Source organism: Actinocrinis sp. (assembly GCF_035946395.1).
In the GTDB taxonomy this organism is placed as follows: Bacteria; Actinomycetota; Actinomycetes; order Streptomycetales; family Catenulisporaceae; genus Actinocrinis.
Window position 1 is genome coordinate 1 of the sequence record NZ_DASYZI010000307.1, and the last position, 19,829, is coordinate 19,829.

Below are 19,829 nucleotides of genomic sequence, written 5' to 3' on the forward strand. Positions count from 1 at the left end.
CGCGCGGCGTTCGCAGCGCGCGGCGTGCCTGAACCGCACTGGTGGGTGGCCGGGTACGACGGCATCGCTGAGATCCCGGCCGGCGCGATCGGCAAGCAGTACGCGGACAACACGGCGCTCGGCCAGCCGTGGGACCTCTCCGTTGTCGCCGACTACTGGCCCGGCGTCGACCAAGCGCCGGCCGACCCACCGAACCCGACTGTCAGAAGGAACGACATGCATGCCGATCTCCAGCTCAACCACCCCATAGTGCTGACCAACCCGGCCGCGGTGCTCGGCGGGACGTCGCAGCTGCTGCTCGCCTCGGACTTCGGCGACGCCACCGTGCGTATCGCCACGTTCAGCCTGAAAAGCGGGTCGTGGATGGTGCTGCCGCCCGCGAGCATCGGCCGACTGGCGGGCGCGTACAAACTGGCGCTCCCACCGGACACGAACAAGGTCTCAGTGGAGCTGACCAGTGGCACGGGCGCGGTGGGACTGGACGTGTTCGCGTGAGCGCGCTGCCGGCCGCGGACCTGATGCAGTTCAGCGTCCCGTACCCGGTGCTGCTCGCGGAGTATCAGGACCGTGTCGGGGTGCTGACGAACGAGAACGTGATGCTGCGGGCGACGATCGCGCACATGCAGAGGACCGCGACCGCGCAGACGGCGGCGCTGGCCGGCTTGTCGACTGCCGACGTACTGCCACAGTCGGCTGGCTCCGAAGGCTGAGATGAGAGGGGGGTGGGTTGTCCAATGAGCCCGTGCGGCGCTACGAGTTCGATCTTTACCGTGCGGACATCGCCCGCCGCCTTAAGCGCTTGGAGCAGTACGCCGACGACCATGACAAGGAACACGACCAGGACGAGGAAAACGCAGCACAAGAGGCCAGGGAGAAGAGCCGATGGACGCGGTCGCAAATCGTCGCGGTGATCGCCGCGGCGGCCACGCTGCTGGGGTTGTGGTTGCAGGCCACGGCCCGGTGACACCGCGGAGCCTAGTGTTGACGTGGGTGGTTCTCGGCGGGGCGGCGGCAGCACTGTTCGTGTACCAGTGGGCGCACCCCGGCACGGCTGGTATTCCGCGGGCGATGGGTCCCTCCCCGGCCGTCTCGTCGAGCGCCAGACCTATCCCCGTCGTAGTGTTGCCGCGGCCGCGGCCGTCCGGTTCGCCGGGCGCGACCGTGGTGCGCGCCCTGGTTCCCATGGTCAGCGCTGCGGCCCCTGCCGACATGAAATCGGCTGTGCCGGGTTCGCCTGCTGCGTCTGCGAGTCCAACGGGAACTGCGAGTGCGGTCCCCAGCGGCAGCCCTTCGTCCACGCCGTCACCGTCGGCGCCGCGGCCTCCCCTTGTCGCGGGCGTCATCACTGTCGTCGCACCGCTACCGCGCAGCGGCCACCTTGCGGTGAAAACCGCTCTGGTGATCCCCGCGGCGCCCCCGTGGCCCAGCCTCGACATCGAGCTACCGCGACCGGTCGGTTACCGGTAGATGATGGTTTTCTTGCCCTTGATTGCGAGTGGTATCCACACGAAAAGCCACGCGCCACCGGTGAGGATCGTCAGCCAGAAATGCAGCGTGTGGTTGACGCCCTGGCGTATCACGACAGGCCGTCCTCCGGCGTTCTGCACGACGTTGACTGTCACGGGTGGCTGCTGCACGTACACGTACTGCGGCGTCGGCGGCTGCTGGTACGGGTAGTTCTGCGGCTGCTGTCCGTACGCGCGTTGCTGCATGCCGGGATGCTCGTCCTCGGGCTGTTCGTATGGGTACTGCGACATGGTTCCCTCCCCGGGTGATGTGAGGGCACCGTAGCGCAGAGTCCTGATCACGCGCAGCGAAACGCTCCGGACTGGATTGTCCGGGGCGTTCGGCTTCAGGGTGTCTCGCCGACGGGGATCTCGTATACCGCGTGGTAGTTGGGCGGCAGCACGATGTTCGCCGTCTCCACGGGTGTCTGGTTGGCGTAGTAGGTGCGTTCGATCACGATGACGGCGATGCCGGAGCGCAGGCGCAGCTGCTGTGCTTCGGCGATTGTGAGCGTGCGCGGGACTAGTTCCTCGGTGGCCCGGGTGATGTGGATGTCGATGGCGTCGAACCGGTCGACGACGCCCTTGCCGCGGTGGGCGCCCTCTTCGGGGAGCATGATCTCGGTGCCGCTGGTAATGGACAGTGGTTCCCACGAGGTCGACAGGTAGGTCGGGCTGTCGTTGGCGGTAAACGTGTAGGCGGTGCGCATGACCCGTTCGCCATCGGAGATCTGGAGGCGGTCCGCGATGGCCGGAGGCGCGGTTCCGGGTGCGGACGTTGCGCGCCAGGATCCTCGGCGCCCCGCGGCGGCCATCTCTGCGCGCCAGGGTGAGCCTTTGCCGGCGGCGTCGCGGTACCAGTGCCGGACCATGCGCACGATGGAGGGCCGGTCGCGCACGAACGAGCCGGAGCCGGGTTTCGAGGTGGTCAGTCCTTCGTTGAGTAGGACTTTGGTTGCCTCGTAGGCGGTTCGCTCGCTGACCTCGTAGCGGGTCATGAGTTCGGTGAGACTGGGCATTTGGGCGCCGGGCGCGAGTGTGCCGTCGATGATCTGTGTGCGTAGGTCATCGGCGATCAGCTCGTATTTCGGCGTCGTGGCGATCGGTCTCACCCCAGCTCGTGGTGATTTCTCTAGGCATAGCTTGACGCAGTCCTGTACAGGGGTGCAAGCTCTGTACAGGACTGCCGCGCCTATGGCGCAAACGTGGCTTCTACCTGGGGATTCGCCATGCCCGAAAGCTTGTTGCGCACGCTACCCGGCCTTCCGCCGTCGGTACGGGAAGCGCGAAGCGAGCTGCGCGGATTCCTTGCCGACCATACACGAGTGGACGCCGCTGAGCTGATTCTCTCCGAGTTCGCGACCAACGCGGTGCTGCACTCGCGCAGTCGCGAACTCGGCGGCGTCTTCGAGATCCGACTCGAACTGACACCCGGCACGCTGCGGATTGAGGTGCTTGACGAAGGCGAGCCGACAACCGTGGACCTGGCGCCCGAAGACGAGGCGCTCGCCCCGGGTGAAGATCCCTCGTTCCCGTACGGCGAAAGCGGCCGAGGGCTGCTGCTCGTCGACGCCCTCGCGGACAAGTGGGGGCACGATTCCACCCCTGAGGGACGACTGCTGTGGTGGGCCGAGCTGTGGACAACGGAGGAACGACGATGACCGCACTGCTCAAGGCGCACGCCGAGCTGAAGGTGGCGCTGGAGCCGCTGGGGGTGGAGGTGGGTGTGGAGACGCTGAGCATCTGGCGCGACCGGGAGCGGCTCGGCGCGGACCCGCTGCCTGCCGTGGCGTTGCGACGGCTGGCAGCGCTCGCCGAAAGGCTGGCCCAGCAGCACAGTCAGCAGGGGGAGTGAAAAGGGTGCGCTGGCAGCGCTCGATGTTGCACTTGCGCTCCCAAGACTGGCTGAACGCTACAGTTCACCGACATTGAGCCGTCGGGCCTCGTCCAGGGCCCGGCGTGCGGCGCGGGCCTTCGAGTAGCGCTGCACCATCGACGGGTCGGACCAGCCGGCCACACGCATCAGGCCGCCCTCACTGCCGCCCTTGTCCAGCCATCGGTCGGCGAAGGTGTGACGGAACCGGTGGGGGTGGACGTTGGCGACGCCTGCCGTGCGGGCTCGCACCTTGAGCGACTTCCATAGGGCGTTGTAACCGAAGGTGTTATCTCGCTGCCCGAGCCACAACTGGGGGCTATCGGCAAGGGGGTGCCTTCGACGGGCCCGCAAGTATCGGTCCAGCGCCTCGCAGGTGCTGGGGCCGAGCGGGATAAAGCGCTCCTTGCCGCCCTTGCCGTGGACCAGCGCGAGGCCTTCGGCCACGCGCACGTGCTCGCGCTGCATCCCGACGATCTCCTTCGCGCGGCCGCCGCAATCGAGCAGGATGTGCACGATCGCTGCGTCGCGCAGGTCCATCAGGCGCCGCCCCTGGCAGGCCTTGAGGATCAGGGCTAGCTCGTTGGCGGTGAAGGGCTCGACGACCTGTTCGTCGATCTGAGGCCGCTCGATCCCGGCCAGGTCGTACGGGCCAGTCTCGCGCTCCTTCGCGGCCCACTTGGCGAAGGAGCGGATCGCCACCAGGTGGGTTCGTGCGGTGGCTCCGGCGTGCTCGTCGCACAGCTCGGCCAGGTACTCGGTGACCATCGTATGGCCCAGTCCTGGAGCGATGCCGCCCTGTCGGCACCACGCGAGGTACAGCCCGATGTTCTTGCGGTAGGTCTTGATCGTCGCGGGCGATTTCTTCGCCGCGCGCAGCGAGATCTGCCAGGACTCGACCAGCGAGTCCGGATCAGTCAGGGCATGCGGGTCCGTCTCGTCGACATCCGGGTGCTGCGTCTGCATGCACCGACGGTAGCGAATATTTCTACTAGAGGTCCTGTAGTCGCCGGATCTCGGGCTGAGCGATGGCCGATCATGGCTCTGACCTGCCTAAGCCTCGAAATCCTCCGGCGAGATCTGGTCGAGGAACTCGCGAAAGCGCTCCACCTCGTCCTCCTGGTCGTCCGGCAGCAGGATGCCGGCCTCGGCCAGCACCTCCTCCGCGGCGAAGATCTTCGCGCCGCAGCGCAGCGCCATCGCGATGCCGTCGGAAGGCCGGGCGGAGACCGTGACGCCGCCGTCGAACACCATCTCGGCGAAGAAGGTGCCGCCGCGCAGCGAGGTGATCCGCAGCGCGGTGAGCTTGCGGCCGAGGGCCTTGAGGGCGTCCCGGAACAGGTCGTGGGTCAGCGGCCGGGGAGGCGCGGCCCCCTCGAGCGCGGCCGCGATCGCGCTCGCCTCAACCTGGCCGATCCAGATCGGCAGGAACCGCTCCCCCGAGCTCTCCCGGAGCAGCACGATCGGCAGATTGGACGGCAGTTCGACGCGAACGCCGACAACGTCGAGTTCGTTCACGATAGACACCCTAGCGCGCACCGGAGCACACAACCGCTCCGGGGATGTTCCAGTTCGGCGATCATCGGTTGCGGGCCCTTCGAAGTCAACCGGCGAGCAGGCGTGCCTGGTGGCGTGACCGCGCGTTCGCAGCCGGGCAGGCCGCGAGCTGCGGTGTCAGCCCCGCAGCAGGGCGGCCCGGACGAGCGCGGCGTGCAGCCGGACGGCGGCTGCCGCCGCCTCGGCGCCGCGGCCGGACGCGGCGAGCAGCGCGCGTTCCCGGCGGGCCGGGTCGCGGACGGTTCCGGCCGACGTGGCGGCGGCGATCAGCTCGGCGACCCGGGCCGCAGAGGCGGCCACGGCACGCAGATGCCGGGGCTCGACGCCGAACTGGGCGAGCTCGGCCGAGGCGCGGGCGACCAGCAGGTCCGCCCCGCCCGCCGACTCGGCTCCGGGCAGCACGCCGTACTCCACCAGGCCGTCGACCCAGGCGCGATCGGTGCGCGCGGCGGCGGCGAGCTGGTCCCGGTCCAGCGCCACCTCGCCGAGATCGGGGGTGAAGAACTCGGCGTCCGGCCACCGTCGGTCGGCCCGGCGGGTGCCGGGGGACGGTGCTGAAGCACTGTTCGGCGAAGCACTGCCGTTCGATGAGACGCTGCCGTTCGATGAAGCGGCGACAGCCGACGGCACGGTCACGGCTGTCGTCGACACGGTGACGGCTGTCGCGGTGTGGTCGAGCCCCCGCGCGGTGGCCCGGGTTCCAGGCGCCGGGTCGGACCGCTCTCCGGAGCGTTCGTCAGGGTGCTGACCACTGCCCGCCGCGCCCGCCGGGGCGGGGTCGAAAAGCGTCATCGCAGAGGGCTGCGTGCGGCTCGTCCCGGCCGCGCGGGACGCCGGGACGCGGGAGGACGGCATTCGGACCGCACGGGCGCTCGTACGGGCGGCAGCGGGGCGCTGCACGGCGACAGCAGCGGCGTGGGCCTGCGCGCTACCCGGCGCGTAGACCGCCGGATGCGCCAGCGGCGACTCGGCGCCGGACAGGTCCGCCGGATCGGACATGGGCCGCGGCGCCCCGAGATAGTCGGACAGCACGAGCCTGATCAGGTCGAGGTCCGCCTCGGAATACCGGCGGTAACCGGCCGGGCTGCGCCCGGCGGTGAACTTGCCGGCGGCTTCCAGGCGGCGCAGTGCCGGGACAGTCAGGCCGGGGAATTCGCCGGACAGTCGCGCGGCCGCCTCGCCGATCGTCAGCGCGCGCACACTGTTCGGGGGCTGCGTCTGCGCGCGTGTCCCGGACCGCTGCCGCCCGCCCGACCGCCCGCGCAGCTCGGAATCACCGCTCACCCCGCCGCCGTTCGCCGACCCGCGCGCGCCCGCCATGGTGTCTCCCGGTCCTCGTAGTCCCAGGTGTACTCAGTGCCCGTTCAGGCAGCGTCCAGTATGGCCGCCGCCACTGACAAAAAACCGGACCGGTCCGCGGGCGTGTCCCGCCGCGCTCAGCGGGCGCCGGTGAGGAACACCAGGCGGTACTTGCCGATCTGCACCTCGTCGCCGTCGGTGAGCAGGATTTCCTCGATCCGCTCGCGGTTGACGTACGTGCCGTTGAGCGAGCCGACGTCGCGCACCAGGTACCCCTGCGCGGCGCGGGTGAACTCGGCGTGCCGGCGGGAGACCGTCACGTCGTCGAGGAAGATGTCACTGTCGGGAGCGCGCCCGGCCGAAGTGACCTCGGCGTCGAGCAGGAACCGGCTGCCGGCGTTCGGCCCGCGCTGAACGACCAGCAGCGCGTTGCCTCCGGTCAGGCTCTCGGTCACACCCGCCCGCGGCTCGGCCAGCTCGACGCCGATCGGCTCGCCGGAGTCGGTCAGGTTCACTGCGCTCAGCGCGAGCGTGGAGGTGACCTCCGCGGGCCGCTCACCGCCGGGCTGGTCCGCCGGCACCGCCCCGGTCACCAGCGGATTGCCGCAGTTGGAGCAGAAGCGGCTGCCCTCGGAGTTGGCGTGCCCGCAGCGGGCGCACAACGGCATCGATCCGACCTCCCGCCGCGGCTCCGGCGCGGCAACTCGTGGCTGGCTGGGGGCGCCGCCGGGAACAGGGGGCGGCGACGCATCGAAACCTAGGCGTCCGTCCGGTCCCGGGTCAACCGACCCGCCGGGCGCCACGGAGCTCCGGATATCACTCCGGCCGCGTCCGAACCGACCGAACAGCGCCACTCGTCCTCCGCCCGCCTTCCCCGTCCGGCCGACTTCTATTTCTTCCCTGTTTCCCTATTTCGCGACCACGGCGCGATAGCCCGCCGCGTCGAGCAGGCCGTCCAGCACCTCCGGGCCGGACACCTCGACCTCGAACATCCACCCGTCGCCGTAAGGGTCGGAGTTCACCAGTTCGGGGTTCGCGTCGAGCGCGGCGTTGATCGCGGTGACGGTACCGCTGACCGGCGCGTATACTTCGCTGACCGACTTGGTCGACTCCAGCTCGCCGCAGGGCTCGCCCGCCTGGATCTGCGCCCCGGCGTCAGGCAGCGTGACGAAGACGATGTCGCCGAGCGCGTCCTGCGCGAAGTCGGTGATGCCGACGCGCAGCACGGTGTCGGAGGCCGGGTTCACCCACTCGTGCTCGGCGGTGTAGTTGAGGTGCTCGGGAATCTCGGCCGTGGCCACAGTGCTGCTCCGTCGTATCGAGTTTCGGAGGCCGCGTCTTCCGGACACGGGTCTCCCCTGCGCTGAGCTGGTGTCGCGACCATACACGGTGGTCCGTCCGGTCGACCACACGGCTCGGACGCCCGCGCTTTCCATGCCCTTTGCGGTATGGACGCCTGTGCTTCGCCGAATGGTTGACCGGACGAACCGGTCCTTACGTCAGACGCCCGCCTGTTCCACGACGGCTGCCCACAATCCGAGCAGTTCGTCGGCGGACTCGGGGTCGGGCCCCTCGGCCCACAGGTGCGTGACCGCCTCGGCCGGGTCGGGCAGCACTAGTGTCCACCGGCCATCCGACTCCACGATGCGTACGCCGTCGGTGGTATCAAGTGCACGATCCTGTGCTGCCTCGACGACGGTGCGCATAACCATGCCCTTGGCCGCCCACGGCGTCGGTACGTCCATCCGACGTACGTAAGCACGCGGGATACGCGCATCGGCCTGAGACAGCGTCAAATGCGTGCGGGCGAGCAGGCCGAGCAACCGCGCGAACGCGGCGATGCCGTCGAGCGAGGCATGGAACTCGGGGATCACGAAGCCGCCGCGGCCGTCCCCACCGAAGACCACGCCGGGGCTGGCGGCGATCCGGGTCAGCTCGTCGGGGGCGGTCGAGACCCACTCGATGCCGACCTTGTGGAAGTCGGTGACCCGCTGCGCCACGCGCGTCGAGGTCACCGGCAGCGCGATCCTGCCGGACTGCCGCTCGGCCGCCACCAGGTCCATCAGCACCAGCAGCGCCCGCTCGTCGTCGATGCGCGCGCCGGTCTCGTCCACCAGCCAGATCCGCTCGCCGACCGGGTCGAACCGCACGCCGAGCGCGGCGCGTGCGGAGGAGACCAGCTCGCCGAGCCGGCGCAGCGCGGCGGCCTGCTCGGCGGGCGACTCGGTGGGGTGCGCCTCGTCCATGCCGAGGTTGACGGTGAAGGCGTCCACGCCGATCCGGCCGAGCAGCGCGGGCAGCACCAGGCCCGCCGAGCCGCCGCCCGAGTCCACCACCACCTTCAGGCCCGAGTCGGCCACCCCGGACACGTCGACCCGGCTCATCAGCTCCTGGACGTAGCTCTCGAAGATGCGCGACGGGGTGTTGAGGTCGCCGATCTCGCCGGGGAACGCCCGGCGGAACTCGGCGCGCGAGAACACCCGGTCGAGCTTGCGCTGCCCGCCGGGCGAGAGGTCGGCGCCGGTCGAGTCGAGGAACGAGATCTCGACCGAGTCGGGCACGCCCGGGGTGGTCCGGATGGTGACGCCGCCGACCGTGCCGCGCGCCGTTTGCAGGCGGGCCACCGGCATCGGCACGCACTCCAGGTCCCGCACGTTCATGGCGCTGGAGGTCAGCGCGGCGATCACGGCGCGCTTGAGTGCGCGCGCGGCGCGCGAGCCGTCGCGCGCGCAAGTCACCGTCGCGCCCTTCTTCAGCGTGGTGGCGTAGGCGCTGGCGAGCCGGACGGCCAGTTCCGGGGTGATCTCGACGTTGACCACGCCGCTGACCCCGCGCGGGCCGAACAGCGAGCGCTGGCTGCGCTGCTCCCAGATCACGTCGGTGTTGACGACCGCGCCGGCCTCGACCGTCTTGAACGGGTAGATGCGCACCCCGGCGGCGAGGATCGACTCCTCCTCCAGCAGGCACTCGTCGCCGACGACCACGCCGTCCTCGATCCGGGCGGCGCGCATCACGTCGGTGTTCTTGCCGATGACGCAGCCGCGCAGGTTCGTCTGCGGGCCGATGTAGACGTTGCCGTGGACGACCGCGCGGTGCAGGAACGCCCCGGCCTTCACGACCACGTTGGAGCCGATGACGGTGTGCTCGCGGATCTCGACCCCGGCCTCCACCTTCGAGTAGTCGCCGATGTAGCACGGGCCCTTGAGCACCGCCGCCGGGTCGATCTCGGCGCCCTCGGCGACCCAGACCCCGGGCGCGGTCTCGAAGCCGTCGATGTCGACGTCGACCCTTCCGGTCAGCACGTCCGCCTGGGCCTTGATATACGACTCGTGCGTGCCGACGTCCTCCCAGTAGCCCTCGGCGACGTAGCCGTAGACCGGCTTGCCCTCCTTCAGCAGCTGCGGGAAGACGTCGCCGGACCAGTCGACCTGCTCGCCGGGCTTGATGTAGCCGAGAACCTCGGGCTCCATCACGTAGATGCCGGTGTTGACGGTGTCCGAGAAGACCTGCCCCCAGGTGGGCTTCTCCAGGAAGCGCTCGACCCGGCCGTCCTCCGCGGTGATGGTGATGCCGAACTCCAGGGGGTCGGGCACCCGGGTCAGGCAGACGGTGACCAGCGCCTTCTTCTCCCGGTGGTACTCGATCAGGGCGCTGAGGTCGATGTCGGTGAGCGCGTCACCGGAGATGACCAGGAAGCTGTTGCCCGCCAGCTGCGCCTCGGCGTTCTTCACCGATCCGGCGGTGCCCAGCGGGGTGTCCTCGTTGGCGTAGTACAGGTTCATGCCGAGTTCTTCGCCGTCGCCGAAGTAGTTGCGCACCAGGGAGGCGAGGAACTGGACGGTGACCACCGTGTCGGTCAGCCCGTGCCGCTTGAGCAGGCGCAGCACGTGCTCCATGATCGGCCGGTTCACCACGGGGAGCAGGGGTTTCGGCATCGAGGAGGTCATCGGTCGCAGCCGGGTCCCCTCACCCCCGGCCATCACGACTGCCTTCATCGTCGTGCAGACCTCTTTCGCTTTGTCAAGGCGCGCATTGGCGCGCGGGGCGGGCCCCCGTCGCACCCAACCCTTCCCCGTTCGATCTCGGTTAATCAGGGCGGATATGTAGCCAAAATCACGCGGACCGGCCCGGCGTCACGCATTGCGCGGCGCGATGCGCCGTCACTCGGTAACCTACCGGTTACTCATTGCGCAGCGCGCACGACCCGGCGCACTTGAATCACATAGAGCCCGGCGGCCAACCAGTAGAGCGCCGTGCCCCAGATGGCGAACGCCCAGCCGACCTCGCCGGCCACGTCGTGCAGCAGGCCGGTCCCGTCGCCGAGCAGCAGCAGCGGGAAGGCGTAGAGCAGGTTGAAGGTCGCCGCCTTGCCGAGGAAGTGCACCGGCGGCGGGCCGTAGCCGTGCCGCCGCAGGACCGCCAGCGGGATGCCCATCAGCAGGTCCCGGCCGACCAGCAGCGCGGCCAGCCACCACGGGATGATCTGACGCGCCGCCAGGCCCGCGAGCGTGGCCAGGATGTAGAGCCGGTCGGCCGCCGGGTCGAGCAGCTGGCCGATCCGGCTGACCTGGCCGAAGGCTCGGGCGATCTTGCCGTCGAGGTAGTCCGTGGCGCCGCTGACGACCAGCAGCAGCAGCGCCCAGCCGTCGTAGCGCGGCCCGTCGAAGACCGGTTGCAGGATCAGCCAGAGGAACAGCGGCACGCCGAGCAGTCTCAGCACGCTGAGCGCGTTGGGAATGGTCCAGACCTGGTCGCCCGGCGACGGCTCCGTCATGACAGCAGAGTCTAGGGCTTGTCTTCTCGGCGTCACGGAGGCGGTCAGCGCACGTAATGGCGCCGTCGATGGGGTGTCGATGCGGGATGCGGAACACCAAAGGCGGGCAAAGCTTGTGCCAAAGCCCGAGCAATGGGGTTCCGGGCAGACGGGACGGGTCGTAGCGTTATTCCCGAACCGGCCGGCAGATGACACGTCCATCGGCGGTCGCGAGCACAGAGCACAGCCGTCCGCGCGTCCACGCTTCTCCCCCCTTGGCGTGGCCCGCGGGCGGCTGTCGTCATGTCGCGCCCGGGGTGTGGAAGAGTATTCGCTCATGAACGCAGCGAAGACGACGGCCGGGGCGGTTGGAGTCGGCTCGGGGGTTGACATCGACACGGCGGCCGGTGTCGAGCCGCGAGTCGGACCCTCGGGGCGGCAGTTCACGATCGAGGGCGGCGGCTACCGCGCCGTGGTCACCGAGGTGGGCGCGGGGCTGCGTGAGCTGGTCCACCACGGCCCGCAGGGTCCGCGGCCGCTCGTGCTGGCCTACGGGGCGCACGAGGCGGCGCACAGCGGAGCCGGGCAATTGCTCGCGCCGTGGCCCAACCGGGTGGCGGACGGCCGCTACCGCTTCGACGGCGAGGAACGGCAGCTGGACCTGAGCGAGCCGTCGCGGGGCAATGCCATCCACGGGTTGGTGCGCTGGTCCTCATGGCGGGCCGAGCGGCACGACCCGGACCGGGTCGTGCTGGCGCACCGCCTTTTCCCGCATCCGGGTTATCCGCACACGCTCGAACTGACGGCCGCCTACTCGCTGTCCGAAGCAGGGCTCGAAGTCGAGGTCGCCGCGCGGAATATCGGCGCCGCCGCGGCGCCGTACGGATACGCCGCGCACCCTTATCTGATTCCGGCGGTGCACACCGCCGCCGGCGCCGTTGACCAGTGGACTTTGCATCTGCCGACCGAGCATCGGGTGGAATCCAACGAACGGATGAACCCGATCGGCCTTTCGGACGTTGACGCGAGCGGATACGACTTCCGCGCGCCGCGGCAACTCGGCGCCACGGTTCTGGACACCGCGTTCGGAGGCCTGCAACGTGAATTGGACGGCATCGGCCGGGTCCGGCTGAGCGAGCCGGGCGGCGCGGCCGTCACCCTGTGGATGGACCGCGGGCTGGACTGGATCCAGGTGTTCACCGCAGATCCGCTGGCCGGGGACTGGCGCCGGGCCGCCGTCGCGGTCGAACCGATGAGCTGCCCGCCGGACGCCTTCAACAGCGGCACGGATCTGATTCGCCTTGAGCCTGGTGTTGCGGTTGGCCACCGGTGGGGAATTCACGCGGGTTGAGGTGCATCCGCATGTGCACGCCGGGCCGAACTGACGGAGCGTCAGGGTAACAACTCGCAGGCCGTCTCGTCCAGTGTCTTGATCTCATGCTCGCTGATATCAGTGTTTTTTCTGACTATGGTTCCTGGCTGCTCCATTCGGGTTTATCATGGCCTGGAGAGTGAGCGATGGCGCTGCCCAGCGCTCTCCCCCGCACCGCACGGACGGGGCGACTGAGCAGGTGGGCTAGCGGAGCGACGGCTGTCCAGCGCCGTCAAAGCTCTGCGACGACGCTTTCCGGAGTAGCGCATCAGGATGCGAAGGGGTCAGTAATGAGTACAGCGACGAAGAAAACCACCCTGTTACCGGCCTCGGGCGGCCGGTCGGCGCGGCGCGCCAGGGCGGTTGCCGAAGCGGAACAGGTACGGGCGGCGGAGGCTTCATACCGGCCGGCGAACGGCTACCTGTCTTGGTTGTTGACGCGGGCGAACCGGGAGCTGGGCCGGCAGATCGACCGCGTGCTCGACGAAGTGGACCTCACCGAGGCGCAGTACGGGGTGCTCCAGGCGTTGATCCACCTCAAGAGCGCCTCCTCGGCGACGCTCGCCCGCTCGGTGCAGGTCACCCCGCAGGCGATGGTCGGCCTGGTCGCCGCGCTGGAGCGCAAGGGGTACATCGCGCGCACCTCGCACCCGGGCGCCGGGCGGGTCATCACCACCACGGTGACGCCGCTGGGGCAGGAGGCCTTCGACACCGCGAAGCGCCGGATCCGCAGCCTGGAGCGCAACGTGCGCAAGACGCTGACCGACGAGGAGTACGACCTGATCGTCGAGAAGCTGGAGCGGCTCAGCACGATTATCGCCGAGGTCTGATCCACCCGCACCACGCGAGGGCAACGCTTCCGGCCGCGCCGCGCATCGCTCGTCCCCCAGTCGAGGCGATACGCGGCGCGGTCCGCCGTTTCCGGCGCCCCGGGGCCGCCGTCCTGGGAGCTGCCGTCCGGGGATTCGCCGGCCCGCGGCCCCGTTCTCACTTCCGCCACAGGTACCGCCGCGGGTTCACCTGCGATCGCGAATTTTCGCGCTGATCCACTGAAAGCACCTCTCGCCAGGCGCCGCTCGGGCGATGATGATGGGAAGTCCCGCGGTGCCCGTTCGCACGGCGGGATCCGGAGGAGCACGGACACCGGCCACGAGCAGGCGGCCCGCGGCGCGCGCCGGTTGGATCGGCGGCGTCCCGGGAACACTGTCTCCACGTGGCTGTTCCCCGATCGGGCGGAGGCGAGGCGCGCAGGTGGACCCCGTGGCTGGCGGTGTCGGACCCGGAGTGCACCGCGCCGCGCTCGCGGCCCGTTCGCCGGAGGCGGTGTTCTCGCCGGAGCGGATCGCGGCGCTGGCCGCGACCTTGACGCACAGCGGCGACCAGGCGGCGTCGATGGAGGGCGCCGCGCGGCACGCGGTGGCGGCGATCCGCGCCGCCTTCCCGACGCCTGACGGCGAGTCGGCCATCGTCCTGGTGCGGATATTCCAGACCACGATGTGGGAGCAGCTGACCCCGCAGCTGCGCTCGTACGCGATGGCCCGGATCACGCCGGGGGTCACGCCGCAGGGCACCCGGTGTCTCGCGCTGCTGGCCACCATCGGCGACCGGCCGACCTGGTGCGACCGGCACGCCTCACGCGACCACCAGGCGCTGCCGCTGACCGGGACGGACGTGATCCGCCGGGTGCCGCTCGCACTGACCGTGCTGGACCACCTGGTCGGCGCGGACGCGCAGCGTTCCGCTCACCGGGACGCCGCGCGCGTGGCGGTGCACCTGGTTTCCGACGCGGCCGGTTCACCGCTCGTGCCCGCGCAGTGGCTGGTCGACGGGTACGGCGTGACCGCGGCGCTCGGGCTCGGCGGGATCCTGCCGAGCGGCGAGGTGTTCACCACGGTGATCTTCTCGCGGGTGCCGATCGACGCGGCGACGGCGCAGCACTTCGGCACGGCGACCGAGGCGCTGCGCACGGCCATGGCGCCGTTCGCGCACCGGCCGCTGTTCGATCCGGCGCCGCCGGTGGCCCGCGTGGTGCCGCGCGGCGACGGGGACGCGGGCTTCGACGAGCGGCACAGCGCCAGCCCGATCCTGCCGCCGGCCGCGCCGCACGACTCGGCGGGCTGGTCGGTGCGCCCGCGGCCGTCGGTCGAGGCCGCGCTGCGCGAGCAGCGGGAGCGGCTGGTCCAGGAGTCCCGGATCGTCGAGACGCTGTACTCGGTCGGGCAGTCGCTGGCCCGGCAGCTGGATCTCGGCAAGCTGGTGCGACAGGCGATCGAGGCCGCCACGAGCGTCGTGGGCGCGCGCTTCGGCGCGTTCTTCTACACGGTGCGCGGCGAGGACGGCGCGAGGCGTCTGCGGCACGCGCTGGCCGGGCTGCCGCCGCAGAGCTTCGAGCGGCTCGGACAGCCGCAGGGCACTGCGTTGTTCGCGACCGATCCCCCGAGCCGCTCGACGTTCCGCAGCGCGGACGTGACGCGCGACCCGCGGTACGGGATCACCCCGCCGCACCACGGGATGCCGGCCGGCCATCCGCCGGTGCGCTCGTACCTGGCGGTGCCGGTGATCGCGGCCAACGGCGAGGTGCTGGGCTCGTTCTACTTCGGCCATCCGGAACCGGCGGTCTTCACCGAGCGGGACGAGCAGCTGGCGCAGGGCATCGCGGCGCAGGCGGCCAGCGCGATGGAGAACGCGCGGCTGTACCGGCACGAGCGCACCACGGCGATGCGGTTACAGCGCTCGCTGCTGCCCGCCGCTCCTTCGCGGCTCGGCGACCTTGACGTGGCCACCGCGTATCTGCCCGGGGAGCAGGGCGCCCGGGTCGGCGGGGACTGGTTCGACGTGATCCCGCTGTCCGCGGACCGGGTGGCGCTGGTGATCGGCGACGTGATGGGGCGCGGGCTCGGCGCGGCGGCGGTGATGGGGCAGCTGCGCGCCGCGATCCAGGCGTACGCGGTGATGGACCTGCCGCCGGCCCAGGTGCTCGACCAGGTCAACCATCTGGTGTGCCGGCTGCCGCGCGAGCAGATCGCCACCTGTGTGTACGCGGTGTACGACCCCTGCGACGGCACGGTGCGGTGGGCGAACGCGGGGCACCTGCCGCCGGCCCTGGTCTCCCCGGACGGCTCGGTGGCGCTGCTTGAGGCGGATCTCGGCATGCCGCTCGGCGTGGAGGGTGCGGTGTTCGCCGACATGGCCAAGCCCATGCCGGAGGGCGCCAGGCTGCTGCTGTACACGGACGGCTTGGTGGAATGCCGCGACCAGCCGCTCCAGGACCGCCTGACCCGGCTGCGCACGGTGCTCGGCGAGCTGTGCAGACCCGAGTCGGCGGTGAACGTGCAGGACGGCGCGGCACGGCTGGCCGAGCAGATGCTGACCGGTGCGGAGCACGACGACGTCGCGGTGCTGTTCGTCGCGGCGCGTCCCGCGGCGACGCAGAAGGCCGCGGTGACGCTCTCCCCCACGCCCGAAGCGGCCCGCGCGGCACGCCAGTTCGCGCGCCGGACGGCGCAGGCCTGGGGCACGGACGAACTGGTCGATCCGATCCTACAGATCGTCAGCGAACTGGTGACGAACGCGGTGGAGCACGCGCACACGCAGATGGAGCTGCGGATGCGCCTGCGGCCCGGCTCGGTGCTGATCGAGGTGGCCGACGCGGACGGACGGCTGGCCCGGCCGACGCCGACCGGCTCCAGCGACGAGCGGCACCGGGGACTGGTGATCGTGCAGACGTTGTCGGCCCGCTGGGGCGTGCGCTCGACCGGCTCGGGCAAGGTCGTCTGGGCGCAGATCGCGAACCCCTACGAGGACCTGGCAGATGGTCGGCGCGACGTACCCGCCCCGACACAGCCGGTGGATGTCATCACGGTGACCACCGACTCCGCGCACGCCGGCGCGCAGGCGGCCGACACGGCGAATGCCGACGGAGCGGCCACCGCCGGAGACGACGAGGAGCGGCGGCAGGCGGAGGCGGTGGCGCGCACGGAGGCCGAAGCCGAGGCCACCATGGCACGCTGAGGAAGCGGCGCGACGGGACGCAGGGAGCCGTCAGAACTCTGTCGTACCGGCCGGCAGCAGCGGCCGCAGTTCCTCGCGTACGCGGCGCTCGATGACCGCGAGGTAGAGATTGGCGTCCTCGTCGGCGAAGCGGTCGGTGCCGGGCTTGGCCGCGACGGCCTCACGCACGTCGTAGGTCGCTCCGGCCGTCACCGTCAGGCCGGACGCCGCGGCACGCCCGAGCAGCGCCCGGTGACGGCGGCGGCGGATCGGGTCGGCGGCGGTGCGCACCACTGCGCGCGGAGCGGTGAACACGGCACCGGGCAGTTTGCGCACCGCACGCACCGCGCAGGTGAGCGCGGCGGCCCCGCCGAACGGCGCGGTGCGGTCGGGGACTCGGTAACGCTGGGCGATCGGGCCGAGGACGTGGCCGTAGAGCTCGACCTGGAGCAGACCCGCGCCGGCGGTGGCATGGATGAAACCCGTGACGGTGAGGCCCGCCGGGTCGCCGCCGATGCGGACCCTGCGGAACACCCGCGGCCCGGCGCCGCGGCGGACCGCGTCCGGAGCGTCGGGCAGCATCCGCACCTCGTTGCCGGCGGTCCGCGTGGCCAGCGCGGGGACGGTGGATATCGCGCAGTCGTCCACGGTGACCTCGCCGCCCTTGTCGGACGGATCGGCCGGATCCAGCGACCCGAGGCCGTCGGCGAGCCGCTCGCCGATCCGGTCGAGCAGGTCGGCGACGTCGAAGGAGGCCGTGCGCGAGGCGGCCGGACCGAGTTCTATCAGCCAGCGGCGGCGCAGCACCTGCGGGCCCGCGCCGATGAACGGGTTCTCCGGGTCGGCCACCGGGTGGTGTTCGAGGCGGCCGTCGGCCAGCCGCTCGCCGAGCACGGCCAGCGCGTGCTGGGCCCAGGCCGGTTCGGCGGACAGCCAGCGGCCCGGGGTGAACCGGTCGCGGCGCAGCCGCTCCGCCACCGTGATGTAGGCGGCGATCTCCTCGGCGGCCACGGCCAGCCAGCTCACCAGGGCGGCGGCGAGCGGCACGCCGAGCCGCACGGCCACGCCGGTGTCGGTCGGCCTCGACAGGTGCCACGCCTCGCGCAGCCCGAACGGGTCGGCGGTGGTCGCCGCGAGCGAGATCAGCACGAGCGCGGCGAAGCCCCACACCAGCGCGGCGAGCAGGCCGACGTTGCGTGCGACCGTTCCGGCCGCCGGGCGGCGCGCGGCCCGCAGGATCAGCCACAGCCCGGCCAGCGAGGCGTACCACGCGGCCGCGCTCCACCCGGAGACCGCGACGGCGAGCACGAGGACGGTGACGATCACGCTGTCGCGGTAGAGCCGCCGGGCCCGCGAGGCGATGGCGTGGCGCACCACGGTGGGCAGGTCGAGCGACGGGTGCGGGACCGGCAGCCGGTGCTCGGCGACCAGCAGTTCGCGCACCACCCGGCGGGCGAACTCGGCATCGACGTGGGCCGCGGCGCACACGTAGCGGGTCGCGTCCTGCTCCGCGGGCCGTCGCGGCTCCACGGGGGCGCCGCTCATCGGCTCGCCCTTCTACTCCTGGGGCAGGGGGCCCGGCGGGCGGACGTGGTTGAGCACGGGGTGTGGCCGAACCGGACGGGGTCGGACAGGTTTCGTATTCTGCCTGGCCCGAGCCGTCTAAGCGGCGTTTTCCAATGGTTTTGACCAACAGTTTGCCACTCGGACGCACTGCCGTGTCCGCGCCCGCTTCCGCACTCGGCCGAGCCACCCGAAGGCGTGAATGATTTGGGCGTTTTTATTCGGGTATGGCCCAGCTGTCGACGGTTCGCTGCGCGTTGCGGCACCTGCGGGGGAACAAGGCGGCGCCCCGAGACGTTGTGCTCACACGGACGGACGGATGCGGTCGGCGCTGCGGCGCGTGCCGCAGGCAGGAGGACAGGGGACGATGAGCGAGCGAGCGCTACGGGGCACGCGGCTCGGCGCGACCAGCTACGAGAACGACGACGGTATAGATCTGGCGCCCCGGCAGGATGTGGCTTACGGGTGCCCGAACGGCCATCGCTTCGACATCCCGTTCGCACTGGAGGCGGAGGTTCCGGCGACCTGGGAGTGCCGGATCTGCGGCGCGCAGGCGGTGCGGGTGGACGGCGAGGCGCCGGAGCAGAAGCCGGGTAAGCCGAGCCGTACGCACTGGGACATGCTGCTGGAGCGCCGAACGGTCGCGGACCTGGAAGAGGTGCTGGCCGAGCGCCTTGAGGTGCTGCGGACGGGTGGCATCCGGCACGCCATGCTCGGCGGGCCGGCGACGTTGGTCGACACCAGGACCGGGACCGCGGCAGTGCGTCCCGCCCCCGCGAAGAACACGGCAGCGAAGAGCGCGCCGACGAAGAAGAGCGTGACCGCCAAAGCCGCCCCGGCGTCGAAGTCACCGACCACCAAGGCCACCGGTCGGCCGGTGAAGCGGACCACGGCCGACAAGGCCGGCACCGCGACGAAGTAGTACGCCGTGACGAGGCGTGCCCGGACGGGGCGCGCCACGACGGCTCATGCCGCGATGGCACAGACCGCAACGAAACAGGTCGTGCGCACCCGGGCCGTCCGTGCCCGGTTCCCGCCCCGCACTCATGTGACGGCCACCCGACCGGGTGGCCGTTTTCGTTCGTCGCGGCCGGCTTACTGATGGCTCTGCTGATTCTTCGCGCCGCGGCCGGTGAGCTTCGCGGTGCGGTCCTGGAAACCCCAGACGGTGCTGCGCCACAGGGCTTCGACGACGATGTTGCCGGACATCTTCGAGACGCCGAACTCCCGCTCGACGAACGTGATCGGGACCTCGACCACCTTGAAGCCGGTCTGCACGGCGCGGCGGGCCATGTCCACCTGGAAGCAGTAGCCGGCCGACTCGACGTTGGAGAGCCCTATCCCCTCAAGCGTGGCCCGACGGAACGCGCGGAAACCGCCGGTCGCGTCGTGCAGCTTCATGCCGGTGGCCACGCGCACGTACAGGTTGCCGCCACGCGAGAGGATCTCGCGCGACGTGGGCCAGTTGACCACGCTGCCGCCCTTGACCCAGCGGGAGCCGAGCACCAGGTCGGCGTTCTGCTCGTGCAGCGCGGCGAGCAGCTTGGGCAGGTCCTCCGGGCGGTGCGAGCCGTCGGCGTCCATCTCGACGATGACCGCGTAGCCGGCGTCCAGGCCCCAGGCGAACCCCGCCAGGTAGGCCGCGCCGAGCCCCTCCTTGCCCTTGCGGTGCAACACGTGCACCCGCTGGTCCTTGGCGGCCAGCTTGTCCCCAATCTCGCCGGTGCCGTCGGGGCTGTTGTCGTCGGCGACGAGGACGTGCACCTCGGGGTTGTGCTCATGCAGCCGGGTGACGATCCGCTCCAGGTTCTCCGACTCGTTGTACGTCGGGATGATCACGAGGACCGGGGCGAGTCCGGCGGCGCTCGCGTCGTCGGCCGGGCTGGTCGGGGCGGTCACTTGCGGGCCTTCCTTGCT

At 70.9% G+C, this 19,829-nt stretch carries 18 protein-coding genes and 2 pseudogenes; 9 read left to right on the top strand and 11 right to left on the bottom strand.

From position 1 onward, the window contains the following. The 3 genes and pseudogenes from VGS97_RS18580 to VGS97_RS18590 form a co-directional block, all read left to right on the top strand. Positions 1–495 (top strand): annotated as a pseudogene (locus VGS97_RS18580) (hypothetical protein); the annotation flags it as partial. Beyond that, the gene (locus VGS97_RS18585; RefSeq protein ID WP_326854842.1) at positions 492–710 is read left to right on the top strand and encodes a hypothetical protein; all 219 of its coding nucleotides are present in this window, start codon (positions 492–494) and stop codon (positions 708–710) included. The pseudogene VGS97_RS18580 and the gene VGS97_RS18585, both read left to right, overlap by 4 nt. A gap of 32 nt (positions 711–742) precedes the next feature. Beyond that, positions 743–964 (top strand): hypothetical protein, encoded by a 222-nt coding sequence (locus VGS97_RS18590; protein WP_326854843.1) that lies wholly within the window; start codon positions 743–745, stop codon positions 962–964. 493 nt (positions 965–1,457) lie between these two features. Here the strand turns inward: VGS97_RS18590 and VGS97_RS18595 are convergent, their stop codons facing one another. After that, positions 1,458–1,757: a hypothetical protein gene (locus VGS97_RS18595; RefSeq protein ID WP_326854844.1), complete on the bottom strand. Its 300-nt coding sequence runs from the start codon at positions 1,755–1,757 to the stop codon at positions 1,458–1,460. Positions 1,758–1,852: 95 nt separating this feature from the next. Next, entirely contained in the window at positions 1,853–2,617 is a 765-nt protein-coding gene (locus VGS97_RS18600) for a GntR family transcriptional regulator (RefSeq protein ID WP_326854845.1), read from the bottom strand. A gap of 117 nt (positions 2,618–2,734) precedes the next feature. Here VGS97_RS18600 and VGS97_RS18605 point away from each other — a divergent pair, with 117 nt between their 5' ends. Continuing rightward, a complete protein-coding gene (locus tag VGS97_RS18605; RefSeq protein ID WP_326854846.1) occupies positions 2,735–3,166 on the top strand; it encodes an ATP-binding protein in 432 nt (143 codons plus the stop codon). Beyond that, positions 3,163–3,360 carry a hypothetical protein gene (locus tag VGS97_RS18610; protein WP_326854847.1) on the top strand — a complete coding sequence of 66 codons (198 nt, stop codon included), beginning with the start codon at positions 3,163–3,165 and terminating at the stop codon, positions 3,358–3,360. Before VGS97_RS18605 ends, VGS97_RS18610 begins: the two co-directional genes overlap by 4 nt. Before the next feature lie 57 nt (positions 3,361–3,417). On the opposite strand, the gene VGS97_RS18615 is transcribed toward VGS97_RS18610, so the two are convergent. From VGS97_RS18615 to VGS97_RS18645, 7 genes are all read right to left on the bottom strand, one after another. Further along, positions 3,418–4,344, bottom strand: coding sequence for a tyrosine-type recombinase/integrase (locus tag VGS97_RS18615; RefSeq protein ID WP_326854848.1), 927 nt, complete (start codon positions 4,342–4,344; stop codon positions 3,418–3,420). An 87-nt stretch (positions 4,345–4,431) separates the two neighbouring features. Then, positions 4,432–4,896, bottom strand: coding sequence for a bifunctional nuclease family protein (locus VGS97_RS18620; protein ID WP_326854849.1), 465 nt, complete (start codon positions 4,894–4,896; stop codon positions 4,432–4,434). A gap of 156 nt (positions 4,897–5,052) precedes the next feature. Beyond that, positions 5,053–6,255, bottom strand: coding sequence for a MerR family transcriptional regulator (locus VGS97_RS18625; RefSeq protein ID WP_326854850.1), 1,203 nt, complete (start codon positions 6,253–6,255; stop codon positions 5,053–5,055). Positions 6,256–6,371: 116 nt separating this feature from the next. After that, positions 6,372–6,902 (bottom strand): FHA domain-containing protein, encoded by a 531-nt coding sequence (locus VGS97_RS18630; RefSeq protein ID WP_326854851.1) that lies wholly within the window; start codon positions 6,900–6,902, stop codon positions 6,372–6,374. 240 nt (positions 6,903–7,142) lie between these two features. After that, a complete protein-coding gene (gene gcvH, locus VGS97_RS18635) occupies positions 7,143–7,535 on the bottom strand; it encodes a glycine cleavage system protein GcvH (protein WP_326854852.1) in 393 nt (130 codons plus the stop codon). A gap of 198 nt (positions 7,536–7,733) precedes the next feature. Further along, positions 7,734–10,229 carry a mannose-1-phosphate guanyltransferase gene (locus VGS97_RS18640; protein ID WP_326854853.1) on the bottom strand — a complete coding sequence of 832 codons (2,496 nt, stop codon included), beginning with the start codon at positions 10,227–10,229 and terminating at the stop codon, positions 7,734–7,736. Positions 10,230–10,417: 188 nt separating this feature from the next. Next, the gene (locus tag VGS97_RS18645) at positions 10,418–11,008 is read right to left on the bottom strand and encodes a CDP-alcohol phosphatidyltransferase family protein (RefSeq protein ID WP_326854854.1); all 591 of its coding nucleotides are present in this window, start codon (positions 11,006–11,008) and stop codon (positions 10,418–10,420) included. Between the two features lie 316 nt (positions 11,009–11,324). Between VGS97_RS18645 and VGS97_RS18650 the strand changes: the two genes are divergently transcribed. The 3 genes from VGS97_RS18650 (at position 11,325) to VGS97_RS18660 (ending at position 16,370) form a co-directional block, all read left to right on the top strand. Next, the gene (locus tag VGS97_RS18650) at positions 11,325–12,338 is read left to right on the top strand and encodes an aldose 1-epimerase family protein (protein WP_326854855.1); all 1,014 of its coding nucleotides are present in this window, start codon (positions 11,325–11,327) and stop codon (positions 12,336–12,338) included. Positions 12,339–12,649: 311 nt separating this feature from the next. Then, complete coding sequence (locus VGS97_RS18655) at positions 12,650–13,189, top strand: MarR family winged helix-turn-helix transcriptional regulator (RefSeq protein ID WP_326854856.1); 540 nt, start codon at positions 12,650–12,652, stop codon at positions 13,187–13,189. Between the two features lie 430 nt (positions 13,190–13,619). After that, positions 13,620–16,370, top strand: a complete 2,751-nt coding sequence (locus tag VGS97_RS18660; protein WP_326854857.1) for an ATP-binding SpoIIE family protein phosphatase — start codon at positions 13,620–13,622, stop codon at positions 16,368–16,370. Between the two features lie 30 nt (positions 16,371–16,400). Here the strand turns inward: VGS97_RS18660 and VGS97_RS18665 are convergent, their stop codons facing one another. Next, the gene (locus tag VGS97_RS18665; protein ID WP_326854858.1) at positions 16,401–17,894 is read right to left on the bottom strand and encodes a hypothetical protein; all 1,494 of its coding nucleotides are present in this window, start codon (positions 17,892–17,894) and stop codon (positions 16,401–16,403) included. Positions 17,895–18,279: 385 nt separating this feature from the next. Here VGS97_RS18665 and VGS97_RS18670 point away from each other — a divergent pair. Further along, a pseudogene (locus VGS97_RS18670) lies at positions 18,280–18,624 on the top strand (RNA polymerase-binding protein RbpA); the annotation flags it as partial. A 383-nt stretch (positions 18,625–19,007) separates the two neighbouring features. Here VGS97_RS18670 and VGS97_RS18675 read toward each other — a convergent pair. Next, on the bottom strand, positions 19,008–19,811 hold the full coding sequence (locus tag VGS97_RS18675) for a polyprenol monophosphomannose synthase (RefSeq protein ID WP_326854859.1): 804 nt from the start codon (positions 19,809–19,811) through the stop codon (positions 19,008–19,010). Positions 19,812–19,829: the final 18 nt, after the last annotated feature.

What these genes read in the sequence shown, in the direction of transcription:
- VGS97_RS18595 (WP_326854844.1), bottom strand. Translation starts at nt 1,757, where the DNA reads ATGTCGCAGTACCCATACGAACAGCCCGAGGACGAGCATCCCGGCATG.
- VGS97_RS18605 (WP_326854846.1), top strand. Translation starts at nt 2,735, where the DNA reads ATGCCCGAAAGCTTGTTGCGCACGCTACCCGGCCTTCCGCCGTCGGTA.
- VGS97_RS18610 (WP_326854847.1), top strand. Translation starts at nt 3,163, where the DNA reads ATGACCGCACTGCTCAAGGCGCACGCCGAGCTGAAGGTGGCGCTGGAG.
- VGS97_RS18615 (WP_326854848.1), bottom strand. Translation starts at nt 4,344, where the DNA reads ATGCAGACGCAGCACCCGGATGTCGACGAGACGGACCCGCATGCCCTG.
- VGS97_RS18625 (WP_326854850.1), bottom strand. Translation starts at nt 6,255, where the DNA reads ATGGCGGGCGCGCGCGGGTCGGCGAACGGCGGCGGGGTGAGCGGTGAT.
- VGS97_RS18630 (WP_326854851.1), bottom strand. Translation starts at nt 6,902, where the DNA reads ATGCCGTTGTGCGCCCGCTGCGGGCACGCCAACTCCGAGGGCAGCCGC.
- VGS97_RS18640 (WP_326854853.1), bottom strand. Translation starts at nt 10,229, where the DNA reads ATGAAGGCAGTCGTGATGGCCGGGGGTGAGGGGACCCGGCTGCGACCG.
- VGS97_RS18645 (WP_326854854.1), bottom strand. Translation starts at nt 11,008, where the DNA reads ATGACGGAGCCGTCGCCGGGCGACCAGGTCTGGACCATTCCCAACGCG.
- VGS97_RS18650 (WP_326854855.1), top strand. Translation starts at nt 11,325, where the DNA reads ATGAACGCAGCGAAGACGACGGCCGGGGCGGTTGGAGTCGGCTCGGGG.
- VGS97_RS18655 (WP_326854856.1), top strand. Translation starts at nt 12,650, where the DNA reads ATGAGTACAGCGACGAAGAAAACCACCCTGTTACCGGCCTCGGGCGGC.
- VGS97_RS18665 (WP_326854858.1), bottom strand. Translation starts at nt 17,894, where the DNA reads ATGAGCGGCGCCCCCGTGGAGCCGCGACGGCCCGCGGAGCAGGACGCG.